21 protein-coding genes are annotated in these 21,485 nt (G+C 61.2%); 11 read left to right on the top strand and 10 right to left on the bottom strand.

All coding sequences use genetic code 11. The features are described 5' to 3' along the window. Nucleotides 1-273 precede the first annotated feature (273 nt). Genes DKK66_RS07330 through parC form a run of 3 tightly spaced genes read right to left on the bottom strand, consistent with a single transcriptional unit; the run spans nt 274 to nt 5,487 of the window. Nucleotides 274-1,611, bottom strand: coding sequence for a sigma-54 dependent transcriptional regulator (locus DKK66_RS07330; RefSeq protein ID WP_131356708.1), 1,338 nt, complete (start codon nt 1,609-1,611; stop codon nt 274-276). Further along, on the bottom strand, nt 1,604-3,160 hold the full coding sequence (locus DKK66_RS07335) for a nitrogen regulation protein NR(II) (protein WP_242673584.1): 1,557 nt from the start codon (nt 3,158-3,160) through the stop codon (nt 1,604-1,606). Before DKK66_RS07335 ends, DKK66_RS07330 begins: the two co-directional genes overlap by 8 nt. Then, nucleotides 3,157-5,487: a DNA topoisomerase IV subunit A gene (parC, locus tag DKK66_RS07340; RefSeq protein ID WP_207389884.1), complete on the bottom strand. Its 2,331-nt coding sequence runs from the start codon at nt 5,485-5,487 to the stop codon at nt 3,157-3,159. The genes DKK66_RS07335 and parC overlap by 4 nt, the downstream gene beginning before the upstream one ends. Before the next feature lie 169 nt (nt 5,488-5,656). Here parC and DKK66_RS07345 point away from each other — a divergent pair, with 169 nt between their 5' ends. Then, nucleotides 5,657-6,127 (top strand): GNAT family N-acetyltransferase, encoded by a 471-nt coding sequence (locus DKK66_RS07345; RefSeq protein WP_131356714.1) that lies wholly within the window; start codon nt 5,657-5,659, stop codon nt 6,125-6,127. A gap of 16 nt (nt 6,128-6,143) precedes the next feature. On the opposite strand, the gene DKK66_RS07350 is transcribed toward DKK66_RS07345, so the two are convergent. Continuing rightward, nucleotides 6,144-6,875, bottom strand: coding sequence for a BPSS1780 family membrane protein (locus tag DKK66_RS07350; protein ID WP_131356716.1), 732 nt, complete (start codon nt 6,873-6,875; stop codon nt 6,144-6,146). A gap of 327 nt (nt 6,876-7,202) precedes the next feature. Between DKK66_RS07350 and tkt the strand changes: the two genes are divergently transcribed. The 9 genes from tkt to mobA all read left to right on the top strand — a co-directional run bounded on the left by tkt (nt 7,203) and on the right by mobA (nt 15,524). Continuing rightward, a complete protein-coding gene (gene tkt, locus DKK66_RS07355) occupies nt 7,203-9,188 on the top strand; it encodes a transketolase (RefSeq protein ID WP_131356719.1) in 1,986 nt (661 codons plus the stop codon). Nucleotides 9,189-9,303: 115 nt separating this feature from the next. Then, nucleotides 9,304-10,317 carry a type I glyceraldehyde-3-phosphate dehydrogenase gene (gap, locus tag DKK66_RS07360; RefSeq protein WP_062791334.1) on the top strand — a complete coding sequence of 338 codons (1,014 nt, stop codon included), beginning with the start codon at nt 9,304-9,306 and terminating at the stop codon, nt 10,315-10,317. A gap of 594 nt (nt 10,318-10,911) precedes the next feature. Next, nucleotides 10,912-12,087 carry a phosphoglycerate kinase gene (locus DKK66_RS07365; RefSeq protein WP_131356722.1) on the top strand — a complete coding sequence of 392 codons (1,176 nt, stop codon included), beginning with the start codon at nt 10,912-10,914 and terminating at the stop codon, nt 12,085-12,087. 74 nt (nt 12,088-12,161) lie between these two features. Then, nucleotides 12,162-12,791 (top strand): LysE family translocator, encoded by a 630-nt coding sequence (locus DKK66_RS07370; RefSeq protein WP_045845884.1) that lies wholly within the window; start codon nt 12,162-12,164, stop codon nt 12,789-12,791. A gap of 109 nt (nt 12,792-12,900) precedes the next feature. Continuing rightward, complete coding sequence (fba, locus tag DKK66_RS07375; RefSeq protein ID WP_045845885.1) at nt 12,901-13,965, top strand: class II fructose-bisphosphate aldolase; 1,065 nt, start codon at nt 12,901-12,903, stop codon at nt 13,963-13,965. A gap of 69 nt (nt 13,966-14,034) precedes the next feature. Further along, a complete protein-coding gene (locus DKK66_RS07380; protein WP_045845886.1) occupies nt 14,035-14,235 on the top strand; it encodes a hypothetical protein in 201 nt (66 codons plus the stop codon). After that, nucleotides 14,232-14,483, top strand: coding sequence for a MoaD/ThiS family protein (locus DKK66_RS07385; RefSeq protein WP_131356725.1), 252 nt, complete (start codon nt 14,232-14,234; stop codon nt 14,481-14,483). Before DKK66_RS07380 ends, DKK66_RS07385 begins: the two co-directional genes overlap by 4 nt. 1 nt (nt 14,484) lies before the next feature. Then, nucleotides 14,485-14,943 (top strand): molybdopterin synthase catalytic subunit MoaE, encoded by a 459-nt coding sequence (gene moaE / locus DKK66_RS07390; protein WP_131356728.1) that lies wholly within the window; start codon nt 14,485-14,487, stop codon nt 14,941-14,943. Further along, entirely contained in the window at nt 14,940-15,524 is a 585-nt protein-coding gene (gene mobA / locus DKK66_RS07395) for a molybdenum cofactor guanylyltransferase MobA (RefSeq protein ID WP_131356731.1), read from the top strand. Before moaE ends, mobA begins: the two co-directional genes overlap by 4 nt. Here the strand turns inward: mobA and DKK66_RS07400 are convergent. Further along, entirely contained in the window at nt 15,472-16,413 is a 942-nt protein-coding gene (locus DKK66_RS07400; protein ID WP_062788991.1) for a LysR substrate-binding domain-containing protein, read from the bottom strand. The two genes, mobA and DKK66_RS07400, sit on opposite strands and share 53 nt — an antisense overlap. A 203-nt stretch (nt 16,414-16,616) precedes the next feature. On the opposite strand from DKK66_RS07400, the gene DKK66_RS07405 reads away from it, so the two are divergent. Next, the gene (locus tag DKK66_RS07405; RefSeq protein ID WP_131356734.1) at nt 16,617-17,579 is read left to right on the top strand and encodes a DMT family transporter; all 963 of its coding nucleotides are present in this window, start codon (nt 16,617-16,619) and stop codon (nt 17,577-17,579) included. 248 nt (nt 17,580-17,827) lie between these two features. Here the strand turns inward: DKK66_RS07405 and aroG are convergent, their stop codons facing one another. From aroG to proC, 5 genes are all read right to left on the bottom strand, one after another. After that, on the bottom strand, nt 17,828-18,904 hold the full coding sequence (aroG, locus tag DKK66_RS07410) for a 3-deoxy-7-phosphoheptulonate synthase AroG (RefSeq protein WP_062788989.1): 1,077 nt from the start codon (nt 18,902-18,904) through the stop codon (nt 17,828-17,830). A 158-nt stretch (nt 18,905-19,062) separates the two neighbouring features. Further along, a complete protein-coding gene (gene dksA / locus DKK66_RS07415; protein ID WP_045845893.1) occupies nt 19,063-19,473 on the bottom strand; it encodes an RNA polymerase-binding protein DksA in 411 nt (136 codons plus the stop codon). Nucleotides 19,474-19,674: 201 nt separating this feature from the next. Beyond that, nucleotides 19,675-19,980 (bottom strand): c-type cytochrome, encoded by a 306-nt coding sequence (locus DKK66_RS07420; RefSeq protein ID WP_062788988.1) that lies wholly within the window; start codon nt 19,978-19,980, stop codon nt 19,675-19,677. Nucleotides 19,981-20,054: 74 nt separating this feature from the next. Then, nucleotides 20,055-20,636, bottom strand: a complete 582-nt coding sequence (locus DKK66_RS07425; protein WP_062788987.1) for a YggT family protein — start codon at nt 20,634-20,636, stop codon at nt 20,055-20,057. Nucleotides 20,637-20,642: 6 nt separating this feature from the next. Then, complete coding sequence (proC, locus tag DKK66_RS07430; protein ID WP_062788986.1) at nt 20,643-21,446, bottom strand: pyrroline-5-carboxylate reductase; 804 nt, start codon at nt 21,444-21,446, stop codon at nt 20,643-20,645. Between the last annotated feature and the right edge of the window lie 39 nt (nt 21,447-21,485).

The following is a 21,485-nucleotide window of genomic DNA, read 5'->3' on the forward strand; positions in this document are numbered from 1 at the left end:
ATCTGCAGGATTTGCCAAAATTCCGTCGCACAGACCGCTAAGCCACTGAACGGTAATACTTTATGAAATTCGGGTTTCATGACTGTTTTGCTGCGGGTGCACAGCCAGCGGCGCACTGGCGTCCATCCTGACGCTGACGCATGCAGGAAACTGACGCAAAAAGCTGGTCTCGCCACCGACACAGGCAGCAAAAAGCCCGGCTGAGCCGGGCTTTTTGCAAACGGGATGCTGATGTTGGCGATGACTCTATATAGATGGCGGATGACGGGGCTCTTATTTGATGCCGAGCCGGTCCATCCGGTAGCGCATGGAGCGGAAGGTGAGGCCGAGCAGCTTTGCCGCCTGGGTGCGGTTGAAGCGGGTGGCATCCAGTGCCTTGAGGATGGCTTCCCGTTCCACCCGGTCCAGAAAGTCTTGCAACGGTTCGCTGCCTGCATAGCCGGGGATGGCTTCATCCTGTTCCTGCAGTGGCTGGCTGAGGGTGAGTTGCAGATCGGCGACATCGACCTTGTCGTCACCGGCCAGTGCTACTGCGCGTTCGAGGATGTTTTCCAGTTCACGGAAGTTGCCCGGGTAGTTGTAAGCCAGCATGGCCTTGACCGCATCCGGGGTGAGACGCGGTCGGCTGTCGGCGGTGGCGAAGCGGTCGAGCAGGGCGCCGATGAAGCGGGGAATGTCCTCGCGCAGTTCGCGCAGTGGCGGCATGCGCAGCGGCAGTACATTGAGCCGGTAGTACAGGTCCTGACGGAACTGGCCGGCTTCGACCAGGGCTGCCAGGTCCTTGTGGGTGGCGCAGATGATGCGCACATCAACCGGGTCTTCTTGCGGGCTGCCCAGTTTGCGCACCTTCTTTTCCTGAATGGCGCGCAGCAGTTTGACTTGCATGGCTAGCGGCAGGTCGGCAACTTCGTCCAGAAACAGGGTGCCGCCGGCGGCTTGCTGGAAGAATCCGTCGCGCTCGCTGTCGGCACCGGTGAAGGCACCTTTGCGATAGCCAAAGAATTCGCTTTCCATCAGGTTTTCCGGAATGGCACCGCAGTTGACCGGAACAAAGGGGCGTTCGGCGCGTCCGCTTTGTTCATGGATCAGGCGGGCGGCTTGCTCCTTGCCGGTGCCCGATTCGCCACTGATATAGACAGCGGCCTGACTGCGCGCCAGCTTGTCCACCATGCGGCGGACTTCCAGCATGGCAGGCGAGTCGCCAACCAGGCGTTCGATACTGCTGGATTTGCCATTGCCATCCACTTTGAGTACCGATTTCACCAGGGTGCGCAACTGGGCCAGGCTGATGGGTTTGGACAGATAGTCAAACGCGCCGGCCTTCATGGCCTTGACTGCGTTTTCGGTGCTGCCGTAGGCGGTGATGATGGCGCTGGGGATGTCCAGTCCTTGTTCGGCAATGAATTCGACCACTTCAATGCCTTCGCCATCCGGCATGCGCATGTCGGTAAGCACCAGATTGAAGGGTTCGCGCTGCAGGCGCGCCTTGGCATCGCTGACATTGCCGGCCGTGATGACGTCCAGGCCCATCTTGATCAGGGTGAGTTCCAGCAGTTCGCGGATGTCCGGTTCGTCGTCCACGACCAGTACGCGCAGGGGGGCATTATTCATAGGCTAGATGACAGCTCAGACAGAAAACACCACCGGGCGGGATGTAGTCGAGGCGTGCGTCATTGGCCTCGGCCAGTTCCCGGGCAATATAGAGTCCCAGCCCGGTGCCGGTGCTTTCGGTAGTGAAAAAGGGTTCGAACAGGTGTAACTGTGCGTCTTCGCTCATGCCCGGTCCATCGTCCATGACACGGATGAGCACCTGGGTTTCGATATGGTTGATTTCAATGCATACCGCACCATGCACCCGTGAGGAGTGACGCCAGGCATTGCCCACCAGGTTGGACAGGATCTGCCCCAGATGACCGCGGTCGAAATAGATGCTGTCGGTGCTGTGGAAGATAGTGAGGATGCGTCCGGCGGCATCGGGCTGGGCCATGCCGAACTGATCCAGAAAATCAGCCAGGAACTGGGACAGCTTGATGGTTTCGGTTTTGACCCGGTCGCGTCGTCCCAGCATCAGCACTTCTTCCACCAGACCGTTAATCCGTTTGGCGTTGTCACGCACGATACGGGTGAGCCGCTGGGTGGCCGGGTCTTCCGCGCCTTCGGCCAGCAAATCACCGGCATGGGAGATGGCGGCCAGCGGGTTGCGGATTTCATGGGCGATATTGGCGGTGAGCCGGCCCAACGCCGCCAGCTTGATGCGTTTGGCTTCTTCAGCCATATCGGCCATATCGCGCAGGAACATCACTACGCCGCGCAGGTCACCGGCCAGAATGGGCACCATGCGGCCACCCAGTTGCCGTCCACGCACATTGCGCTCGACAAATACCGGCATCGGGGAATGGTTGTTGATGCGCCAGCGCTCGACGATGGGTGACAGTTCCGGCAGCAGGATGCCACGTTGCATGCTGGGGAAGTAGCGCACGGCCTGGGCATTGAATTGCCGCACGGTGCCGGTTTCGTCCAGCACGATGACGGCATCGCGCTGGCTTTGCAGCACCAGTTCGTTCAGCCGGTTGAGGTTGGCAATTTCGCCGCCGCGGCGTGAAGCCAGCTCTTCGGATTCACGCGCCACGCGCGCCAGCTGGTAAGTCACCACCGAGGTGACAAAACCGGCCAGCGACAACAGGCCGGTCTGGAACAAATCGTTGGTGCTGCCAAACAGCATGTGGCTGCGGACATGCTCGTAACCGACATAACCGAACAGGCTGGCGGTGGCGATGGAGGCGTAAAACAGCGCAAAGCGGCCAGAGGACAGCAGGCCGGCTACCGCGAGGTAGGGCAGCAACAGCATGCCATAGCCGCTTTTGACGCCGCCGTTCATGCCCATCAGCCAGACAATCATCAGGATGTCGGCCACAATGGCCAGCGACAGCTGCAGGGTATGGGCAATCTTGCCATCGCGCAGGGCAAACCAGCTGGCAATCAGGCAGCCATACACCACGGCCCAGAGATTGAAATGCCCGCCACCGTCGACCAGCCGCTGCCCTTCGCTGCCTTGCAGCAGCGACATGAACAGCAACACCAGCAGCATGATGGCGCGAAAGCCGTTGACAAAGGCCAGGGCCTTGCGCGGACTCAGCGGCAGCGAGCGTTGCGACATCATGGCGTGTCAGCCGTGGGCACATCACCAATGGCCGATACCGTCCACTTCTTCGGCATCAGTTTGCCTTTCTTGCCGCGCTTGGCGTCGAACTCGGCCAAGGCCAGTTTTTCGTCTGCCACCTTGCCACGCACCGATACCGTGGCCAGCACGGCCTTGTCGCCCTTGACCAGCCCGATGGCGGTGAGCGATTCGCCCGTGTCCAGCCCCATCAGCATCAGGCCACGGCCCTTGGCCATTTCCTTCAGCTCGCCCGCAGGGAAGGCCAGCAGACGGCCATTGTCCGCCGCGGCCACCAGGCGCAGGGTGGTCAGGTCGGCATTGGCGGCCACCGCCACCGGAGTGATGACGCTTTCGCCATCGTCCAGCGTGATGAAGGCCTTGCCCGCCTTGACCCGGCCCGCCATGTCGGACAGCCTGGCCACAAAGCCATAACCGCCGGAACCGGCCACCACGAAGCGGGCTTCATCCTTGCCGGAAATCATCTGCGCTGGTTTGGCACCATCCTGCAAATCCACCAGCGAGGCCACCGGCACGCCGTCGCCACGACCGGTGGGTACATCCGCCGGGTCGATGGTGTAGGCGCGGCCCTTGTTGTCCAGCACGATGACCGACCACACGGTGCGGGTTTCCACCACGGTGTGCAGGCTGTCGCCATCCTTGAAGGCCAGCGCGGACAGGTCGACATTGTGGCCGACGCGGGCGCGGATCCAGCCTTTTTGCGACAGGATGATGGTGACCGGCTCGTCGGCGATGGTCTGGGTCAGCACGGCACGTTCGGCCGCCTTGATTTCACTACGGCGTTGGTCGCCGTATTTGGCAGTGTCGGCCATGATTTCGTCGCGGATCAGGCGGGTGAGGGCGTCCGGCGTATCCAGCACATGGCGCAGGCCTTCGCGTTCTTCGCGCAGCTCGGACAGTTCTTTCTCCAGCTTGAAGCCTTCCAGCCGCGCCAGCTGGCGCAGGCGGATTTCCAGAATGTCCTCGGCCTGCGCTTCGGACAGGCCGAAGGCTTTCATCAGGTCGGGCTTGGGTTCGTCCGATTCGCGGATGACGCGGATGACTTCATCGATATGGATGAAGGCAATCATGCGGCCTTCCAGAATATGGATGCGCTTTTCCACCTGACCCAGGCGATGCTTGAGGCGGCGGGTGACGGTGCTGCGGCGGAAGGCGATCCACTCGCTCAGAATGGCCTTGAGGCCCTTCTGCGCCGGGCGACCGTCCAGGCCGATCATCACCAGGTTCATCGAGGCATTGCCTTCCAGACTGGTTTGCGCCAGCAGGATGTTGATGAACTCGTCCGGGTCCTGCCGGCTGGACTTGGGTTCGAACACCAGCCGCACCGGGTTCTGGCTGTCCGATTCGTCGCGCACGCGGTCCAGCAGCGATAGCATCAGGCTCTTGAGGTTTTGCTGTTCCTGCGTCAGCGCCTTCTTGCCGGTCTTGAGCTTGGGATTGGTGGCTTCTTCAATCTCGGCCAGCACCTTCTGCGCGGAAGAACCGGGCGGCAGCTCGGACACGATGACGCGCCACTGGCCTCGCGCCAGTTTTTCCACTTCCCACTTGGCACGCACCCGCACGCTGCCACGGCCACCTTCATACGCCGCCAGGATGTCGTCAAACGGGGTGATGATCTGACCACCGCCGGGGAAGTCCGGGCCGGGGATGTAGTCCATCAGCTGGCGGGTCGTCAGCTCCGGGTTGGCCAGCAAGGCCAGGCAGCCGCGTGCCACCTCGGTGAGGTTGTGCGGCGGAATTTCCGTGGCCATGCCCACGGCAATGCCGGATGCACCGTTGAGCAGCACCATGGGTAGGCGCGCCGGCAGCAGGGCAGGCTCTTCAAATGCGCCGTCATAGTTGGGCACAAAATCCACCGTGCCCATGTCGATTTCGCCCAGCAGCAGCTCGGCAATCGGCGTCAGGCGTGCTTCGGTGTAACGCATGGCGGCGGCACCGTCGCCATCGCGGCTGCCGAAGTTGCCCTGGCCGTCGATCAGCGGGTAGCGCAGGGTGAAGTCCTGCGCCATGCGCACCAGCGCCTCGTAAGCCGAGCTGTCGCCGTGCGGGTGGTATTTACCCAGGATTTCACCCACCACACGGGCCGACTTGACCGGCTTGGCCCCATGTACCAGGCCCATGTCGCGCATGGCATACAGAATGCGGCGCTGCACCGGTTTCTGGCCGTCGGCCACTTCCGGCAGCGCGCGGCCCTTGACCACGCTCATGGCGTATTCCAGATAGGCACGCTCGGCATACTGGTCCAGCGGAATCCAGTCGCCCGACTGCGCATCTGCCGGCGGGGCGGGCGGTGTCACGGGCGGCTGCATGCCGGTGGCGGGCAGCGCATCGTCAAAGAGATCATTACTGTTCATGGGCAGAGCTTGCTTGTGTGATAGGTTTACACGTGTTCATTTGCAGCGACGCCATCCACGGTTTCCGACACCATATCGGCAGGACAGGCGCGCTGCGCCATTCATTTTCGAGGGCAATTCTACTATGGCCAGCCTGTTGCAGTGGCAATGCCACCCGTTTGACGGCTTTTCCCCGCTTGCACTGTATGAAATGCTGCAGTTGCGCGACCGGGTATTCGTACTGGAACAACAATCCATTTATGGCGATGTGGATGGCGTGGACCTGCACTGTCACCACCTGCTGGGCCGCGATGGTCACGGCAAATTGCTGGCTTACGCACGCCTGATTACACCGGGCGAGAAGTATCCGGATGCCAGCGCCATCGGTCGGGTGGTACTGGAACCAGCAGCACGCGGCAAGGGCCTGGGCCAGCAATTGCTGGCGGAAGCGGTGGCCCACTGCCTGCAATTGTGGCCTGCCACCCCCATCATGCTGTCGGCCCAGACCGCCGCCCAGGGGCTGTACGAGCGTTTCGGCTTTGTCGCGGTGTCACAGCCTTATGACGATGGCGGCATCCTGCATGTGGACATGCGGCGCAGCGCGCTCAGTCACTGAACCTGGCCCGGCCTGTTCAAGCCGTCTGCGGTGCGAACAGGTCTTTCCAGCCGGTGTAGGCGGTGACATACAGCACCGGAAACCACAGCAGCAAGCCCAGCCCCAGCGGCAACACGGCCAGAAACAGCAACACGGCCAGCATGAAGGCACTGAGCAGCACCGCCTGCCAGTTGGCAATACCACCGCGAAAGCTGTCCCGCAGCGCCTGCCACGGACCCAGGCCATTCAGTACCACCAGCGCGGGCGCAAACCAGTAGCACAGGCTGAGCAGGAACATCAGCGCGGCGCTGAGCAGCATGAACAACCCGACCGGGCCTTCCAGCCTGGGCAGCTCCTGCGCATTCTGCGCTGCTATCAGTTGCAGGCCCAATAAGGGCATGGCGGCACTGAGCAGCATCATGGCCAGCAACAACAGGGCCAGATACAGCATGCCGACATTGAGCAAGGCGCGCGGTGCGCGGTCGAACCCGGCAAACAGGGCGCGCAGCTTCAGTTCGCGGCCTTGTTCGGCCTGCTGTGCGGCCAGCACGAAGCCGCCGGCAAAGATCGGGGCCAGAAAGAAAGTGAGCGGTGCCCCCAGCAAGGGGATGGCCGCCACGGCAAAGTGGATGAGCAGATAGCCACCGGCCAGCAGCATCCAGGTGAGTGGCTGCTGCCGCACCAGATAAAACGCCTCCACAATCCAGCGCCAGCCCCGTGCATAGCCCACCTGGCGTGCATTGATGCGTGCGGGAAATTCAGTCTGCATGCGTGCTCCTGTCCGGCTGTTTGATGGCAAAAACCCGAAAACCTGCGCCGACTGTCCACCAGAGCAGCAGGCTGGTCAAGCCCATCTGCCCGCCAGCCCCGGGCCGGACGCGTGGCGCTGCGCGCAGCAATGCTGTCAACAATGCATTGAAATTGCACGAAAACAGCGCACAAGCTGCGCCGTGACGGTTGCCGCAATGCGGCAAAATCAGGGATAATCCCATGATTTAGCGGCGGTTAATCCATGCCGGTGCCATGCACGGGTTGCGGGCTGACTGTCGTACCGCATCTGTCCCGCCCCCTTTATTGTTTTTGAGGTTTTCCTGAAATGGTCACCCGAACCGAGCTAGCCAACGCCATTCGTTTCCTCTCCATGGACGCAGTGGAAAAGGCAAAATCTGGTCACCCCGGCGCCCCGATGGGCATGGCTGATATCGCTGAAGTGCTGTGGCGCGATCACCTGAAGCACAATCCTGCCAACCCTTCCTGGTCCAACCGTGACCGCTTCGTGCTCTCCAACGGGCACGGCTCCATGCTCATCTACAGCCTGCTGCACCTCACCGGCTACGATCTGTCCATCGACGACCTCAAAAACTTCCGTCAGCTGCATTCCAAAACCCCGGGCCACCCGGAATACGGTTATGCACCGGGCGTGGAAACCACTACTGGCCCGCTAGGCCAGGGCATCACCAATGCGGTGGGCATGGCGCTGGCCGAAAAAATGCTGGCCGCCCAGTTCAACCGTGACGGCCACACCGTCGTTGACCACAACACCTGGGTATTCCTGGGTGACGGTTGCCTGATGGAAGGCATCAGCCACGAAGCCTGCTCGCTGGCCGGCACCTGGGGCCTCTCCAAGCTGATCGCCTTCTGGGACGACAACGGCATTTCCATCGACGGCCACGTTGAAGGCTGGTTTACCGACAACACCCCGGCCCGCTTCGAAGCCTACGGCTGGCAGGTGATCAAGAACGTCAACGGTCACGATCCGGTGGAAATTGCCACTGCCATCGAAACTGCCAAGAAGGGCGACCGCCCGACGCTGATCTGCTGCAAGACCACCATCGGTTTTGGTTCGCCCAACAAGCAAGGCACCCACGACGTGCACGGCGCACCGCTGGGCGCGGCTGAAATTGCCGCCGCGCGCGAAGCCCTGAACTGGCCGCATGCGCCGTTTGAAATTCCGGCCGACATCTACGCTGCCTGGAGCGCCCGCGACAAGGGTGCACTGGCCGAGATCGAATGGAACAAGCAGTTTGACGCCTACCGCGCCGCTTACCCGGAACTGGCTGCCGAATTCGAGCGCCGCATGCAGGGCGAACTGCCGGCTGCCTGGGCCGAAGCCCGTGACGCCGCCATCGCCAAGATCGTCGACGCAGCCCAGACCGTGGCCACCCGCAAGGCCAGCCAGATTGCACTGGAAGCCTTCTCGCCCAGCCTGCCTGAGTTTGTAGGCGGCTCGGCCGACCTGACCGGCTCCAACCTGACCAACTGGTCTGGCTCCAAGTGGATCGACGCTGCCGGTAACGGCAACTACATCAGCTATGGCGTACGCGAGTTCGGCATGGCCGCCATCATGAACGGCATGACGCTGCACGGTGGCCTGCGCCCCTACGGCGGCACCTTCCTGATGTTCAGCGAATACGCCCGCAATGCACTGCGCATGGCCTCGCTGATGAAGATCAACCCGGTGTTCGTGTTCACTCACGATTCCATCGGCCTGGGCGAAGACGGCCCCACCCACCAGCCGGTGGAACAAGTGGCCACACTGCGCATGATCCCGAATCACCACACCTGGCGCCCGTGTGACACCACCGAAGCTGCGGTGGCCTGGGCACATGCCATCGAACAGAAAACCACGCCGAGCAGCCTGATCCTCAGCCGCCAGAACCTGCCTTTCGTGCAGCGTGATGCACAGCAGGTGAAGGACATTGCCCGTGGCGGCTACGTGCTGCGTGATGCGGCCGATGCCCGCGCCGTGCTGATTGCCACCGGTTCGGAAATCGAACTGGCGCTAAAGGCACAGGAAGCACTGGCAGCTGAAGGCATTGCGGTGCGCGTGGTGTCCATGCCCTGCACCAATGTGTTCGACCAGCAGGACAAGGCCTGGCAGCAAAGCGTGCTGCCGGCCGGCCTGCCGCGCCTGGCCATTGAAGCCGGCGTGCCGGACTTCTGGCGCAAGTATGTCGGTCTGGAAGGCGACGTGGTCGGTATCGACCATTTCGGCGAATCCGCACCGGCAGGCGTACTGTTCAAGGAATTCGGCTTCACCGTCGACAATGTCGTCGCCAAGACCAAGAACATCATCCAGTAAATAAAGCACAGGCCACCCCATCCAAAAACAAAGCAGGGGTGGCCTTATTTTTGTGGTGTCTCCATTCTGACCCGCTCACGCGGGGAGGCACCAGACTTTCCGGGAGAGTAATAGTATGACCATTCGCATCGCGATCAACGGCTACGGCCGTATTGGCCGTCAGGTTCTGCGCGCCATTTACGAATACAACCTGCACAACGATTTCAAGGTTGTTGCCGTCAACGCTACTGGCGATCTGGCCACCAACGCCCACCTGACCAAGTTCGACACCGTGCACGGTCGTTTTCCGGCAGACATCGCCCACGATGAAGAAAACCTGCTGATCAACGGCGAGAAGATTCCGTTCTTCTCCACCCGCAATCCGGCCGAACTGCCGTGGAAAGCCCTGAATGTAGACCTGGTACTGGAATGTACCGGTGCCTTCACCAGCAAGGAAAAGTGCCAGGTTCACCTGGATGCCGGTGCCAAGAAGGTGCTGATCTCCGCCCCGGGTGGTGACGACGTTGACGCCACCATCGTGTACGGCGTGAACCACAACGTGCTGACCAGCGCCATGACCGTGGTGTCCAACGCATCCTGCACCACCAACTGCCTGGCACCGGTGGCCAAGGCACTGAACGACACCATTGGCGTGACCAAGGGCCTGATGACCACCATCCACGCCTTTACCAACGACCAGGTGCTGACCGACGTGCGTCACAAGGACCTGCGCCGCGCCCGTTCCGCCACCGAAAACATGATCCCCACCAAGACCGGTGCCGCCAAGGCCGTGGGTCTGGTGCTGCCGGAACTGAAGGGCAAGCTCGATGGCTTCGCCGTGCGCGTTCCCACCATCAATGTTTCGCTGGTTGACCTGACCTTCAAGTCCGGCCGTGACACCACCAAGGACGAAGTCAACGAAATCCTGCAGGCTGCTGCCGAAGGCCCGATGAAGGGCGTACTGGGCTTCAACACCCTGCCGCTGGTTTCCTCCGACTTCAACCACAGCACCGAAGCCTCCACCTTTGACGCCACCCTGACCAAGGTGACTGGCGGCAACATGGTGAAGGTACTGGCCTGGTACGACAACGAGTGGGGCTTCAGCAACCAGATGCTGAAAACCGCTCGCGCCATGTTCGAAGCCAAGTAAGACATGGCCCTGCGGGGCCTTGCAGCATACGAAAGCAGGCCGGATGCATCCGCGTCAGCTTGCTGACAAACCCCTCTCGCTTTCTGGAAAGAAAGCGAGGCTTCCGTGCTGGGCAAGGGCGGGGGGATCGGGAATAGATGGAAGGCTGCGGAATCAAGCTGCTAGCCGGAAGGCCCGGCTTTGCCGGGTCCTGCCACATCGCACCAATTACGTTGTCAGCAGCCGCAGGCAGGATACATGTCCGCCTGCTTTCCTGCAGTTAAAAGGGTTGACGGGTGAGCCGGTTGAGCCATGCTCCCGCCACTGTGCCCCAGGGCAAACACCCCCGCCCAGGCTGCGGCCTGGCGCGGCGCTTAACAGCCAGCAGGGCAGGGTGCAAGAGCCAACTGCTGTAATAAATACACTACTTGATCTGCTGTCTGTTGCGCATGCAGACAGCCCGGTACAGTAGCTACAGCGATAGCCAGCGCAGTGACAAGGCTGCCAGTCATATGTCATTGCGCTTACACTATCGCCAAGCCCGAATACGGCTGTACGGCCTTCTCCCACGAAGGCGGTCGCCAATCGCATTCAACAGATAAAAGCGAGCCACCGATGAAATTCAACAAACTGACCGAGCTGGGCCTGGCCGGCAAACGCGTACTGATCCGTGTTGACATGAACGTGCCGGTGAAAAATGGCGTGATCGGCGACGACACCCGCATCCGCGCCAGCCTGCCGTCCATCGAACACAGCCTGAACGCCGGTGCCGGCGTCATCCTGATGACCCACCTGGGCCGTCCGACCGAAGGCGAACCCAAGCCGGAAGACAGCCTGGCACCGGTCGTCGAGCGCCTGTCCGCCCTGCTGGGCAAGCCGGTACGCCTGGTTGCCGACTGGCAAGCCGGCCTGAATGTGGCTGCCGGTGAAGTGGTGATGCTGGAAAACGTACGCCTGAACAAGGGCGAGAAGAAGAACAATGCCGAGCTTGGCCAGGCCTACGCCAGCCTGTGCGACGTATTCGTCAACGATGCCTTTGGCACCGCCCACCGCGCCGAAGCCTCCACCCACGCGGTAGCCCAGTTTGCCCCCACCGCCTGCGCCGGCATCCTGCTGGCTGCCGAGCTGGACGCACTGGGCAAGGCCCTGCTGGCCCCGGCACGTCCGCTGGTGGCCATTGTGGCCGGCTCCAAGGTTTCCACCAAGCTGACCATTCTGGAATCGCTGGCCGACAAGGTGGACCAGCTGATCGTGGGCGGCGGCATTGCCAACACCTTCTTGCTGGCCGAAGGCAAGAACATCGGCAAATCGCTGGCTGAAGCTGATCTGGTAGAGGAAGCCAAGAAGGTGATTGCCAAGATCCGCGCCCGTGGCGGCGATGTACCGCTGCCCAGCGACGTGGTGTGCGCCACCGAATTTGCCGAAACCGCCGCCGCCACCACCAAGCCGGTGGCCGAGGTGGGCGCTGACGACATGATTCTGGACATCGGCCCCGATTCCGCCGCCGAACTGGCTGGCATCATTGCCAAGGCCGGTACCGTGGTATGGAACGGCCCGGTCGGCGTCTTCGAGTTCGACCAGTTCGGCAATGGCACCAAGACCCTGGCACAGGCCATCGCCCAGTCGCCGGCCTTCTCCATTGCCGGTGGCGGTGACACCCTGGCGGCGATTGCCAAGTACGGCATTACCGATGACATCAGCTATATCTCCACCGGTGGTGGCGCTTTCCTGGAATTCCTGGAAGGCAAGACCCTGCCGGCAGTGGCCATTCTGAGCGAACGCGCCGCCTGATCGCAGTCATCACCACATGCAAGTGAATGGCACGCCCGGCGTGCCATTCTCCCCACCCTTGCCGGAGTACTGCCATGCCGTTGAATACCTGGTTGCTGTTTGTCACCACCGTGTTTTTTGTTTCCGCCACCCCCGGCCCCAACATGCTGCTGGCCATGACCCACGGCATTCACCATGGCGTGCGCCGCACCGCCGTGACCTGCCTGGGCCTGATGACCGGCCTTGGCATCATCATGCTGGGTTCGGCTGCCGGCCTGGGTGCCTTGCTGGCCGCATCGGAACAACTGTTTTCTATCGTAAAATACGCCGGTGCCGCCTATCTGATTTACCTGGGCATCAAGACCTGGCGCGCTATCCCGCAACCGGTGACGGAAGTGGCAGAAGACAGCAGCGCCCGGCATACGCCGTGGATGATGTTCCGCACCGGTTTTCTGGTGTCGATGAGCAATCCCAAGGCCTTCATCTTTTTTACCGCGTTGTTCCCGCAGTTCATGGACGCGCGACTGCCGCAGGGGCCGCAGCTGGCCGTGCTGGCAGCCACGTTTTATGTGATTGAAGCATCCTGGCAGTTTGCCTACGCCAGTGGCGGAGCCCGCCTGGCAGGCTGGCTCAATAGCGCCCGTCGCCTGAAGCTGGTGAACCAGGTATCCGGCGGGGCTTTTGTCGGTGCCGGCCTGCTGTTGTCCGGTGTGTCCCGCCACTAGGCGGCTTGCATTACCCGTATTCCTGATTGGATTGCCGCTGTATCACGGCGGGCAGTCCCCGATTTGAAACCCATGCCGCCCAACCGCGGCATGACCTGAGGAGATTTTCATGGCACTCGTTTCCATGCGTCAGCTGCTGGACCATGCAGCCGAATTCAGCTACGGCCTGCCGGCTTTCAACGTCAACAACCTGGAACAGATGCGCGCCATCATGGAAGCCGCTGACAAGTGCGACGCACCGGTCATCGTGCAGGCTTCCGCCGGTGCCCGCAAATACGCCGGCGCGCCCTTCCTGCGTCACATGATCCTGGCCGCGGTGGAAGAATTTCCGCATATCCCGGTGGTGATGCACCAGGACCACGGCACCAGCCCGGACGTATGCCAGCGCTCCATCCAGCTGGGCTTCTCTTCCGTGATGATGGACGGCTCGCTGAAAAGCGACGGCAAGACCCCGGCCAACTACGACTACAACGTGGAAGTGACCCGCACCGTGGTGAACTTCTCCCATGCATGTGGCGTGTCGGTGGAAGGTGAAATCGGTTGCCTGGGCAGCCTGGAAACCGGCATGGCCGGCGAAGAAGACGGCGTGGGTGCCGAAGGCGTGCTGGACCACAGCCAACTGCTGACCGACCCGGAAGAAGCCGCCCGCTTCGTCAAGGACACCGGCGTGGACGCCCTGGCCATCGCCATCGGCACCAGCCACGGCGCGTACAAGTTCAGCAAGAAGCCCACTGGCGACGTGCTGCGCATCGACCGCATCAAGGAAATCCACGCCCGCATCCCCAACACCCATCTGGTGATGCACGGTTCCTCTTCGGTACCGCAGGAGTGGCTGCAGATCATCAACGAATTCGGCGGTGACCTGGGCGAAACCTATGGCGTGCCGGTGGAAGAAATCGTGGAAGGCATCAAGCACGGCGTGCGCAAGGTGAATATCGACACCGACCTGCGTCTGGCCTCCACCGGTGCCATCCGCCGCTTCATGGCGCAGAACCCGAAGGAATTCGACCCGCGCAAATACCTGAAGGCCTCCACCGATGCCATGCGCGATATCTGCATTGCCCGCTACGAAGCCTTTGGTGCTTGCGGTCAGGCCAGCAAGATCAAGGCCGTGAGCCTGGATACCATGGCCAATCTGTATCTGAAGGGCCAACTGGCGCAAATCGTAAAATAAGCGCCATTCGCTCCATTATCCAGCCCGCTCCTGTAGCGGGCTTTTTCACGTCCATCCGCCCGCAGGTGCATGCCGGCATCCCCCATCAGCAGCATTGGCGCAGGCCACGCCATTGCTTACACTGCAAGGATGAGCGAACTGCTATCCCCTCTCGAATGGTTTTTTGTCATCCTGCTGGCCGTGGTTCCACTGCTGGGGCTGGGTTTCCACCTGTGGATCATGCTGCTGGGCCATGGCAACAACGACAAGCACACCAAGGACCGACCATGAAACTCGACATCCTGTATTTTGCCCGCCTGAAAGACAGCTTCGGCATGGGTAATGAACAGCTGGACACCGAGGCTGCCAGCGTGGATGAGCTGCTCATCGAATTGCGCCAGCGCGGCGGCAACTGGAGCAGCGAGCTGGCGGCCGGCAAGGCCTTCCGCGTGGCACGCAACCAGGAGCTGGTGCGGCTGGATGCCACCCTGAGCGACGGGGACGAAATAGCCATCTTCCCACCGGTTACCGGGGGCTGACATGCAGCCATTTACGGTTCGGATCCAGCATGAAGTGTTTGATTGCGGCGCGGAAATCGCCCGCCTGTCGGCCAACCCGGCCTGCGGTGCCGTGGTGAGTTTCAGCGGCCTGGTACGTGACTATGGCGACCGGCAGGACATTGCCGCGCTGGAGCTGGAGCATTACCCGGGCATGACCGAACGCTCCTTGCACGCCATCATCCAGCAAGCGCGGGAACGCTGGCAGCTACAGGCCGCCACCATCATCCACCGCGTGGGCCGGCTTGCGCTGGGCGAGGCCATCGTACTGGTGGTTACCGCCAGCAGCCACCGCAAGGATGCCTTTGCCGCGGCGGAATTCCTGATGGACTTTCTCAAGACCGAAGCGCCATTCTGGAAAAAGGAAATCCAGCAGGATGGCAGCAGTTACTGGGTGGAAGCCAAGGCCAGCGACCAGCACGCCGCCGGGCGCTGGCAATGACGGCCTACACCGCGCTGATTCTGGCCGGCGGCCAGGCCAGCCGCATGGGCGGGGTGGACAAGGGCCTGGTGGAACTGGCCGGCCAGCCGCTGATTGCCCGTACCCTGCACAGCCTCGCCGCGCAAAGCCAGCCGCCTGCACGAATCCTGATCTCTGCCAACCGTCATCTGGATGCCTACGCCGCTTACGGCCATCCGGTGTTGCCGGACACGCTGCCCGATTATCCTGGCCCATTGGCAGGCTTGCTGGCGGGCATGCAGGCCGAGCCTGACAGCAAGCTGCTGATGCTGCCTTGTGATGCCGTGCAACTGCCCGCGGACTTTGCCACCCGCCTGCTGGCAGCACTGCCCGGACGGCAAGCGGTCAGTGCCAGTGACCCGGCACAGTGGCATCCCAGCCTGCTGGCGCTGCAAGCCGGGCTGCAACCCTCGCTGCTGGACTACCTGCAACAAGGTGGCCGCTCCATCCGCGGCTGGCTGGCCGGGCTGCAACACGATACCGTGCCGTTCGCGCAGCCCTTTGCCAATCTCAATACCCTGCAGGCGGTGGCAGCACTGGCGCAACAGTGGCCGGTTGACTGACACTGTCCAGCAGCCAGCGCTTGAACAGCAGCGCATTGTCACTCAGTGATGCATGGCGCGGATGGACCAGGTAATCCACCTTGCCGCTGACAAAGGCAAACGGCCCCAGCCGCTTGAGCACGCCTTGCTGCAACAGATCATGCGCCATGAATTCCCAGCCCAGTCCGATGCCCATTCTTTGCAACACGGCGTTAAAGGCCAGCGTCACCTGATTGAACATCGGCACCCGCTCCGGCGCGGTATAAGTCAGGCCGAAGTGACCGAACCAGTCATGCCAGTTGATGCAGTTCCAGGCGGATGAGTCCAGCTGGATCAAGGGCAGTTGCGCCAGATCCGCTGGCTGGCTGATGTCGGGAAAGTCCAGCTGCGCGCTATACACCGGGTACACCACTTCGGGAAACAAGGGCTCGGCACACAGCGAACTCCACTGGCCATCGCCATAGAAAATGGCAAAGTCGTATTCGGCCACGCTGGCTTCATCCATGCTGTTGCTGGCATGAATATTCACCGTGATATCCGGATACTGCTGACTGAAAGCCACCAGCCGGGGAAACAGCCAGAACTGCGCCACCGCGTGGGTGCAATTCACGGTGAGGGTGTGGCGGTTATGCTCGGCCTGCAGCCGCACCACGCTGCGCAGCAAGGATTGCAGCATGGGGCCGACCTCGCGCTGCAAGGCCAGCCCGGCCGGGGTGGGCTGAATGCCACGCACCAACCGCTCGAACAGCGGCAGCTTGAGCCAGTCTTCCAGCGCGCGAATCTGCTTGCTCACCGCGCTTTGCGTCACGCACAGCTCGGTGGCTGCCTTGGTAAAGCTGCCATTGCGCAGTACCGCCTCGAAATGAATCAGGCTTTCCAGCGGTGGCAAGTTCTTCAAATACCGGCTCATCTGCTTGCGTCCCCATCATGATGACTGCCAGGCTGACATTCCTGTTCAGCATCCTGGCTTGATACAGGATATTACCCCGGACAAGCACCAGGCTGAACATGACATTCCTCTGAGGAATGCGTGAATGCCGAGATATCCTTTGTCGGCCCGCCCTGCCAGCACGTAGCCTTGGGCCATCATCAGTTGCGCAGGGAAGATGCAAAATGAAACGCGGAATCAGCTATGCCGGCCTGGCCGGTGCAATATGGGGCATGGTGCTGATGGTGCCGCAGGTGATGCCCTCCTTCAGCCCCTGGCTGCTCAGTGCGGTGCGCTTTAGCTTGTACGGGGTGATTTCCTTGTTGCTGGCGCTGCCGCTGGCCGGACGAATCCGGGCCAAGCTGCAGGCTGAAGATGTGATCATGCTGGCCGTACTGTCGCTGGTGGGCAATCTGCTGTATTTCATCTTGCTGGCTGCCGCCATCCAGCTGGTGGGCATTGCTCCCGCCTCGCTGATTGTCGGTGTGTTGCCGGTCACCATCACCCTGCTGGGCCTGAAAGACGAGGGTGCGCTGTCGCTGCGCCAACTGGCCTGGCCCTTGCTGATGGTGCTGGCCGGCATTGTCTGCATCAATATCGATACCTTTGCCGGCAGCCATCCGGCCACTGCCAGCGTGGCAGACCGTATCCTGGGCGTACTGGCTGCGCTGGGTGCACTGGCCAGCTGGAGCTGGTTTGCCTCCCGCAATGCGCGCTATCTGCGCCAGCGCCCCTGTTTTGACAGCCATGAATGGTCTTGCCTGCTGGGCATGGTGACCGGCGTGATGGGGGGTGGCTTGTGGCTGGCGGGTAACTGGCTGGGCCTGCCCATGGTCAGTCAGGCCGTCAGCCATGCCCAGTGGCAGCTGTTCTGGGTAGCGGCCACCGGCTGCGCCCTTGGCGGCTCGTGGCTGGCCAATGCGCTGTGGTATGCCGCCGCACGCCGTTTGCCACCCACCTTGTCCGGTCAGTTGATCGTATTTGAAACACTGTTTGCCCTGCTATATGGCTTTGTCTGGTTGCAGCGCTGGCCGCGACCGCTGGAACTGGCCTCCATACTGTTGCTGCTGGGCGGGGTGGCCTGGGCGGTAAGGCGGCATGCCACGCCAGCAGAAGAGCAAGCCATGCCGGCCTGGCAGGGCGGTTGATTCCGGCGAGTGCCGCACAGTGACACCCCCCCCCCCTCTCTCTTTCCGGAAGGAAAGCGAGGTTCCTTTCTTCAAATTGGCAGGGCAAGGGCGGGGGGAAAGGGGAATAGATGGGAAGGCTGCGAAAGCAATATCTTAGTCGAAAGGCCCGGCTTTGCCGGGTCCAGTGCAATCGCACCAAATCACTTTATTAGCTGCATGAAAAACGCTGCCATTGGCAGCGTTATTCATGTCGGATGCAAGACAGCTTATTTGCCGCCGGCAACACCCAGCTTGGCACGGCGCGCCTTGACCGCATCGGCCAGCGTGGTGAGCAGCTTCTCGGTGTCATCCCAGCCGATACAGGCATCGGTGATGCTCTGACCGTATTTCAGCTCGCAGCCCGGCTTCAGGTCCTGACGGCCTTCTGCCAGATGACTTTCCACCATCACGCCAAAGATGTGCTGATCACCGGCTGCCAGCTGGCCTGCCACATCGTCGGCCACTTCCATCTGGCGACGGTAATCCTTGCGGCTGTTGGCATGGCTGAAATCCACCATCAGCTTTTGCGGCAGGCCCACGGCTGCCAGTTCGGCAGCGGCAGCGCGTACATGCTCGGCCGAATAGTTGGGTTCCTTGCCACCACGCAGGATGACGTGGCAATCCGGGTTGCCGCCGGTGGAAACAATGGCGGAGTGGCCGGTCTTGGTAACCGACAGGAAGTGGTGCGACACGCTGGCGGAGCGGATGGCATCCACGGCAATTTTCAGGTTGCCGTCAGTACCGTTCTTGAAACCCACCGGGCAGGACAGGCCGGAAGCCAGTTCGCGGTGAACCTGGCTTTCGGTGGTACGTGCGCCAATGGCACCCCAGCTGATCAGGTCGGCAAAGTATTGCGGGGTAATCATGTCGAGGAATTCGGTTGCCGCCGGAATGCCCATGTCGTTGAGCGTCAGCAGCAAACGGCGCGCCAGACGCAGGCCGGTATTGATGTCGTAGGATTCGTTCAGGTGCGGGTCGTTGATCAGACCCTTCCAGCCCACGGTGGTACGCGGCTTTTCAAAGTAGACACGCATCACCACCACCAGCTCGCCCGCCAGGCTGTTACGCAGCGTGGAAAGCTTGCGCGCATACTCGATGGCGGCATCGGTATCGTGAATCGAACAGGGGCCGATCACCACCAGCAGGCGATCATCCTCGCCACGCAGCAGGGCAGCAATGTCCTTGCGGGTGGTGTAGATGACTTCGGAAGCGGTTTCGGTGATGGGCAGTTCGTACAGATGGGCAATCGGAGGCAGTAATTCCTTGATTTCGCTGATTCTGACGTCGTCGGTCTGGCGTTGCATGTTTGTCCCTAGCTGATATCGTTTTTACCTTGCATAGCAGCAAGATACCCGTACCAGCCAAGGCCGACAAGCCCTTGTGTGAGTGGCAGGGCTGCGCAAAAAACAAAAGCGCCATCGCAAGGCGATGACGCTTTGTGGCAGCAGATTACCGCGGGGGATCAGTCTGCGTATTGACGCTTCATGCGTTCACGGCGCTCCTGGGCCTCTACCGACAGGGTGGCTGTCGGACGTGCCATCAGGCGGCGCAGGCCGATGGGTTCGCCAGTGTCTTCGCAGAAACCATAGGAGCCATCGTCAATCTGACGGATCGAGGCCTGGATTTTCTGCAGCAGCTTGCGTTCGCGGTCGCGGGTGCGCAGTTCCAGCGCATATTCCTCTTCCAGCGTGGCCCGGTCGGCGGGATCCGGGGTAGCTTCCTGCTCTTGCAGATGGTTGGCAGTGGCATTGGCGTTGATCAACAACTCCTGCTGCATCTGCAACAACCGGTCTTTGAAGAACTCAAGATGGTCGGCGTTCATGTAATCATCGCCTTCCCAGTTGAGAATATCTTGTTCGGTCAGCTTGGCCATAATTTTGGTGCTTCCAGCATGAGAGTTGGCAGACAGGCGAAGAAGATTACCCACGGTATCGGATTTGTGCAACTGGCAGCAACAATTCCCCTTCTTCGGCTTGACCTGCTGCTGACACTCGGTATAGCGCCAATCACGGCAGGTAACAAGCTTGTCACATGAAAAAGGCGGCCGTGGCCGCCTGGTTACACCATTCAGAACTTACTTCTGCGACAAGATCCACTTCACCAGGGTCTTGACGTCAGCATCGCTGACCTGGGCGTTTGGCGGCATCGGGACCGGGCCCCATACACCAGCACCACCTGCTTTCACCTTGGCGATCAGCTTGGCTTCAGCCCCCTTGTCGCCAGCGTATTTCTTGGCCACGTCCTTGTAAGCCGGGCCCACTACCTTGTGGTCCACTGCGTGACAGGACAAGCAGTTGTTCTTTTGTGCCAGCGCCAGATTGGCCATGGCAGGCGCAGCAGCAGTACCCAGCAACAGGGCAGCAAGCAGCATTTTCTTCATCACGATTCTCCAGATCATTTAGGAAATGTCTCTACATCTTTTCAGATGTGACTGAGCATGACAAATAAACATATTTACTGCATGACCACCTTGAGTTGCATCAAGAAGCTGTTTTCCAGGTACTGCACTGGCAGCATCAGCACCACCTGGATGATCAGGAAGAGAATCAGCGGCGACAGATCGACCCCACCCACCGTGGCGCGACGGAAGGGTTTGAGAAACGGCCGGGTGAGCGCATCCAGGATGGGACTGAGCGGGTTATACGGATTCACCCAGCTGAGCACCGCCTGCACGATGACCGCGCCCATCAGCAAGGTCAGCGATTGCTTGAACACATCCAGGATGGCCAGCAAGGACAGCGCCAGCCAGGTTTCCGGTGCCGCCAGGGTGTACATGGGGTTGAATGCCAGGATGATGACGCTGGAAACCATGCTCACCAGCCAGGCCAACAGCATGGTGGCACTGTCGTAACCGCGCAGCGATGGCACCAGCTTGCGCAGCGGCAGCACGGCAAAGTTGGTGGCCGCCATGACAAACTGGCACAAGGGGTGCTTGAACGGTGCCCGGGCCACTTGCAGGTAAAAACGCAGCAGCAGGACCAGCACAAACAGGTCGGCGATGGTCTTGATCAGAAATTGCACGGTTTCCAGAAACATGAAGCTTTAATCCTGACTGAGTTGTTGGCCCATTTCGATGGAGCGGTCACGGCAATCCATGGCACCGGCGATGATGGCCGCCTTGACGCCTTCGGCCTCGAAACGGGCGATGGCGCGTTCGGTCGTGCCGCCCTTGGACATCACATTGGTACGCAGGGTTGCCACCGGCAGCGGGCTTTGCCGGGCCAGTTCCACCGCACCGTCAAAGGTGGCCAGTACCAGGCGGCGGGCTTCGTCGGCGGCAAAACCGGCTTTTTCCGCGGCTTCGATCATGCTTTCGATAAAGTAGAACACATAGGCCGGGCCGCTGCCGGAAACGCAAGTAATGTCGTCGATGCCTTCTTCCTTGTCCAGCCACACCGTAATACCGGCAGCCTGCATGATGGTTTCGGCATTGCTACGGTCGGCAGCACTGACGCCGCTGCCGGCGTACAGGCCGGACACACCCTTGCCCACCATGGCCGGGGTGTTGGGCATCACCCGGACAATACGCTCGCTAGCCAGCCAGCGCGCCATGGCGTCACAGCGGATGCCTGCGGCAATCGACAATACCATGCCGCCATTCAGGCGCGAAGAGAGTGCCTGGCAAACTTCCTTGAGCTGCTGTGGCTTGACCGCCAGTAGCACGATGTCATCGGCTGAAAGCTGCTCGGGCAGGGTGGTGGAGGTTGTCACACCAAAGTCCTGGCTCAGTTCGGCCAGCTTGGTGGTGTTGGGGTCCACCACATGAATGCGGTGGCCACCTTGCTGGTGCAGTCCGCCGATGATGGCCGTGGCCATGTTGCCGCCGCCAATGAAGGTAATTTGCATAGCCTGTTTTCCTCTTGTCTCTCTATTGTTTTGCCCGGG

It is taken from the genome of Aquitalea sp. USM4, from assembly GCF_004328945.1.
Classification (GTDB): domain Bacteria; phylum Pseudomonadota; class Gammaproteobacteria; order Burkholderiales; family Chromobacteriaceae; genus Aquitalea; species Aquitalea pelogenes.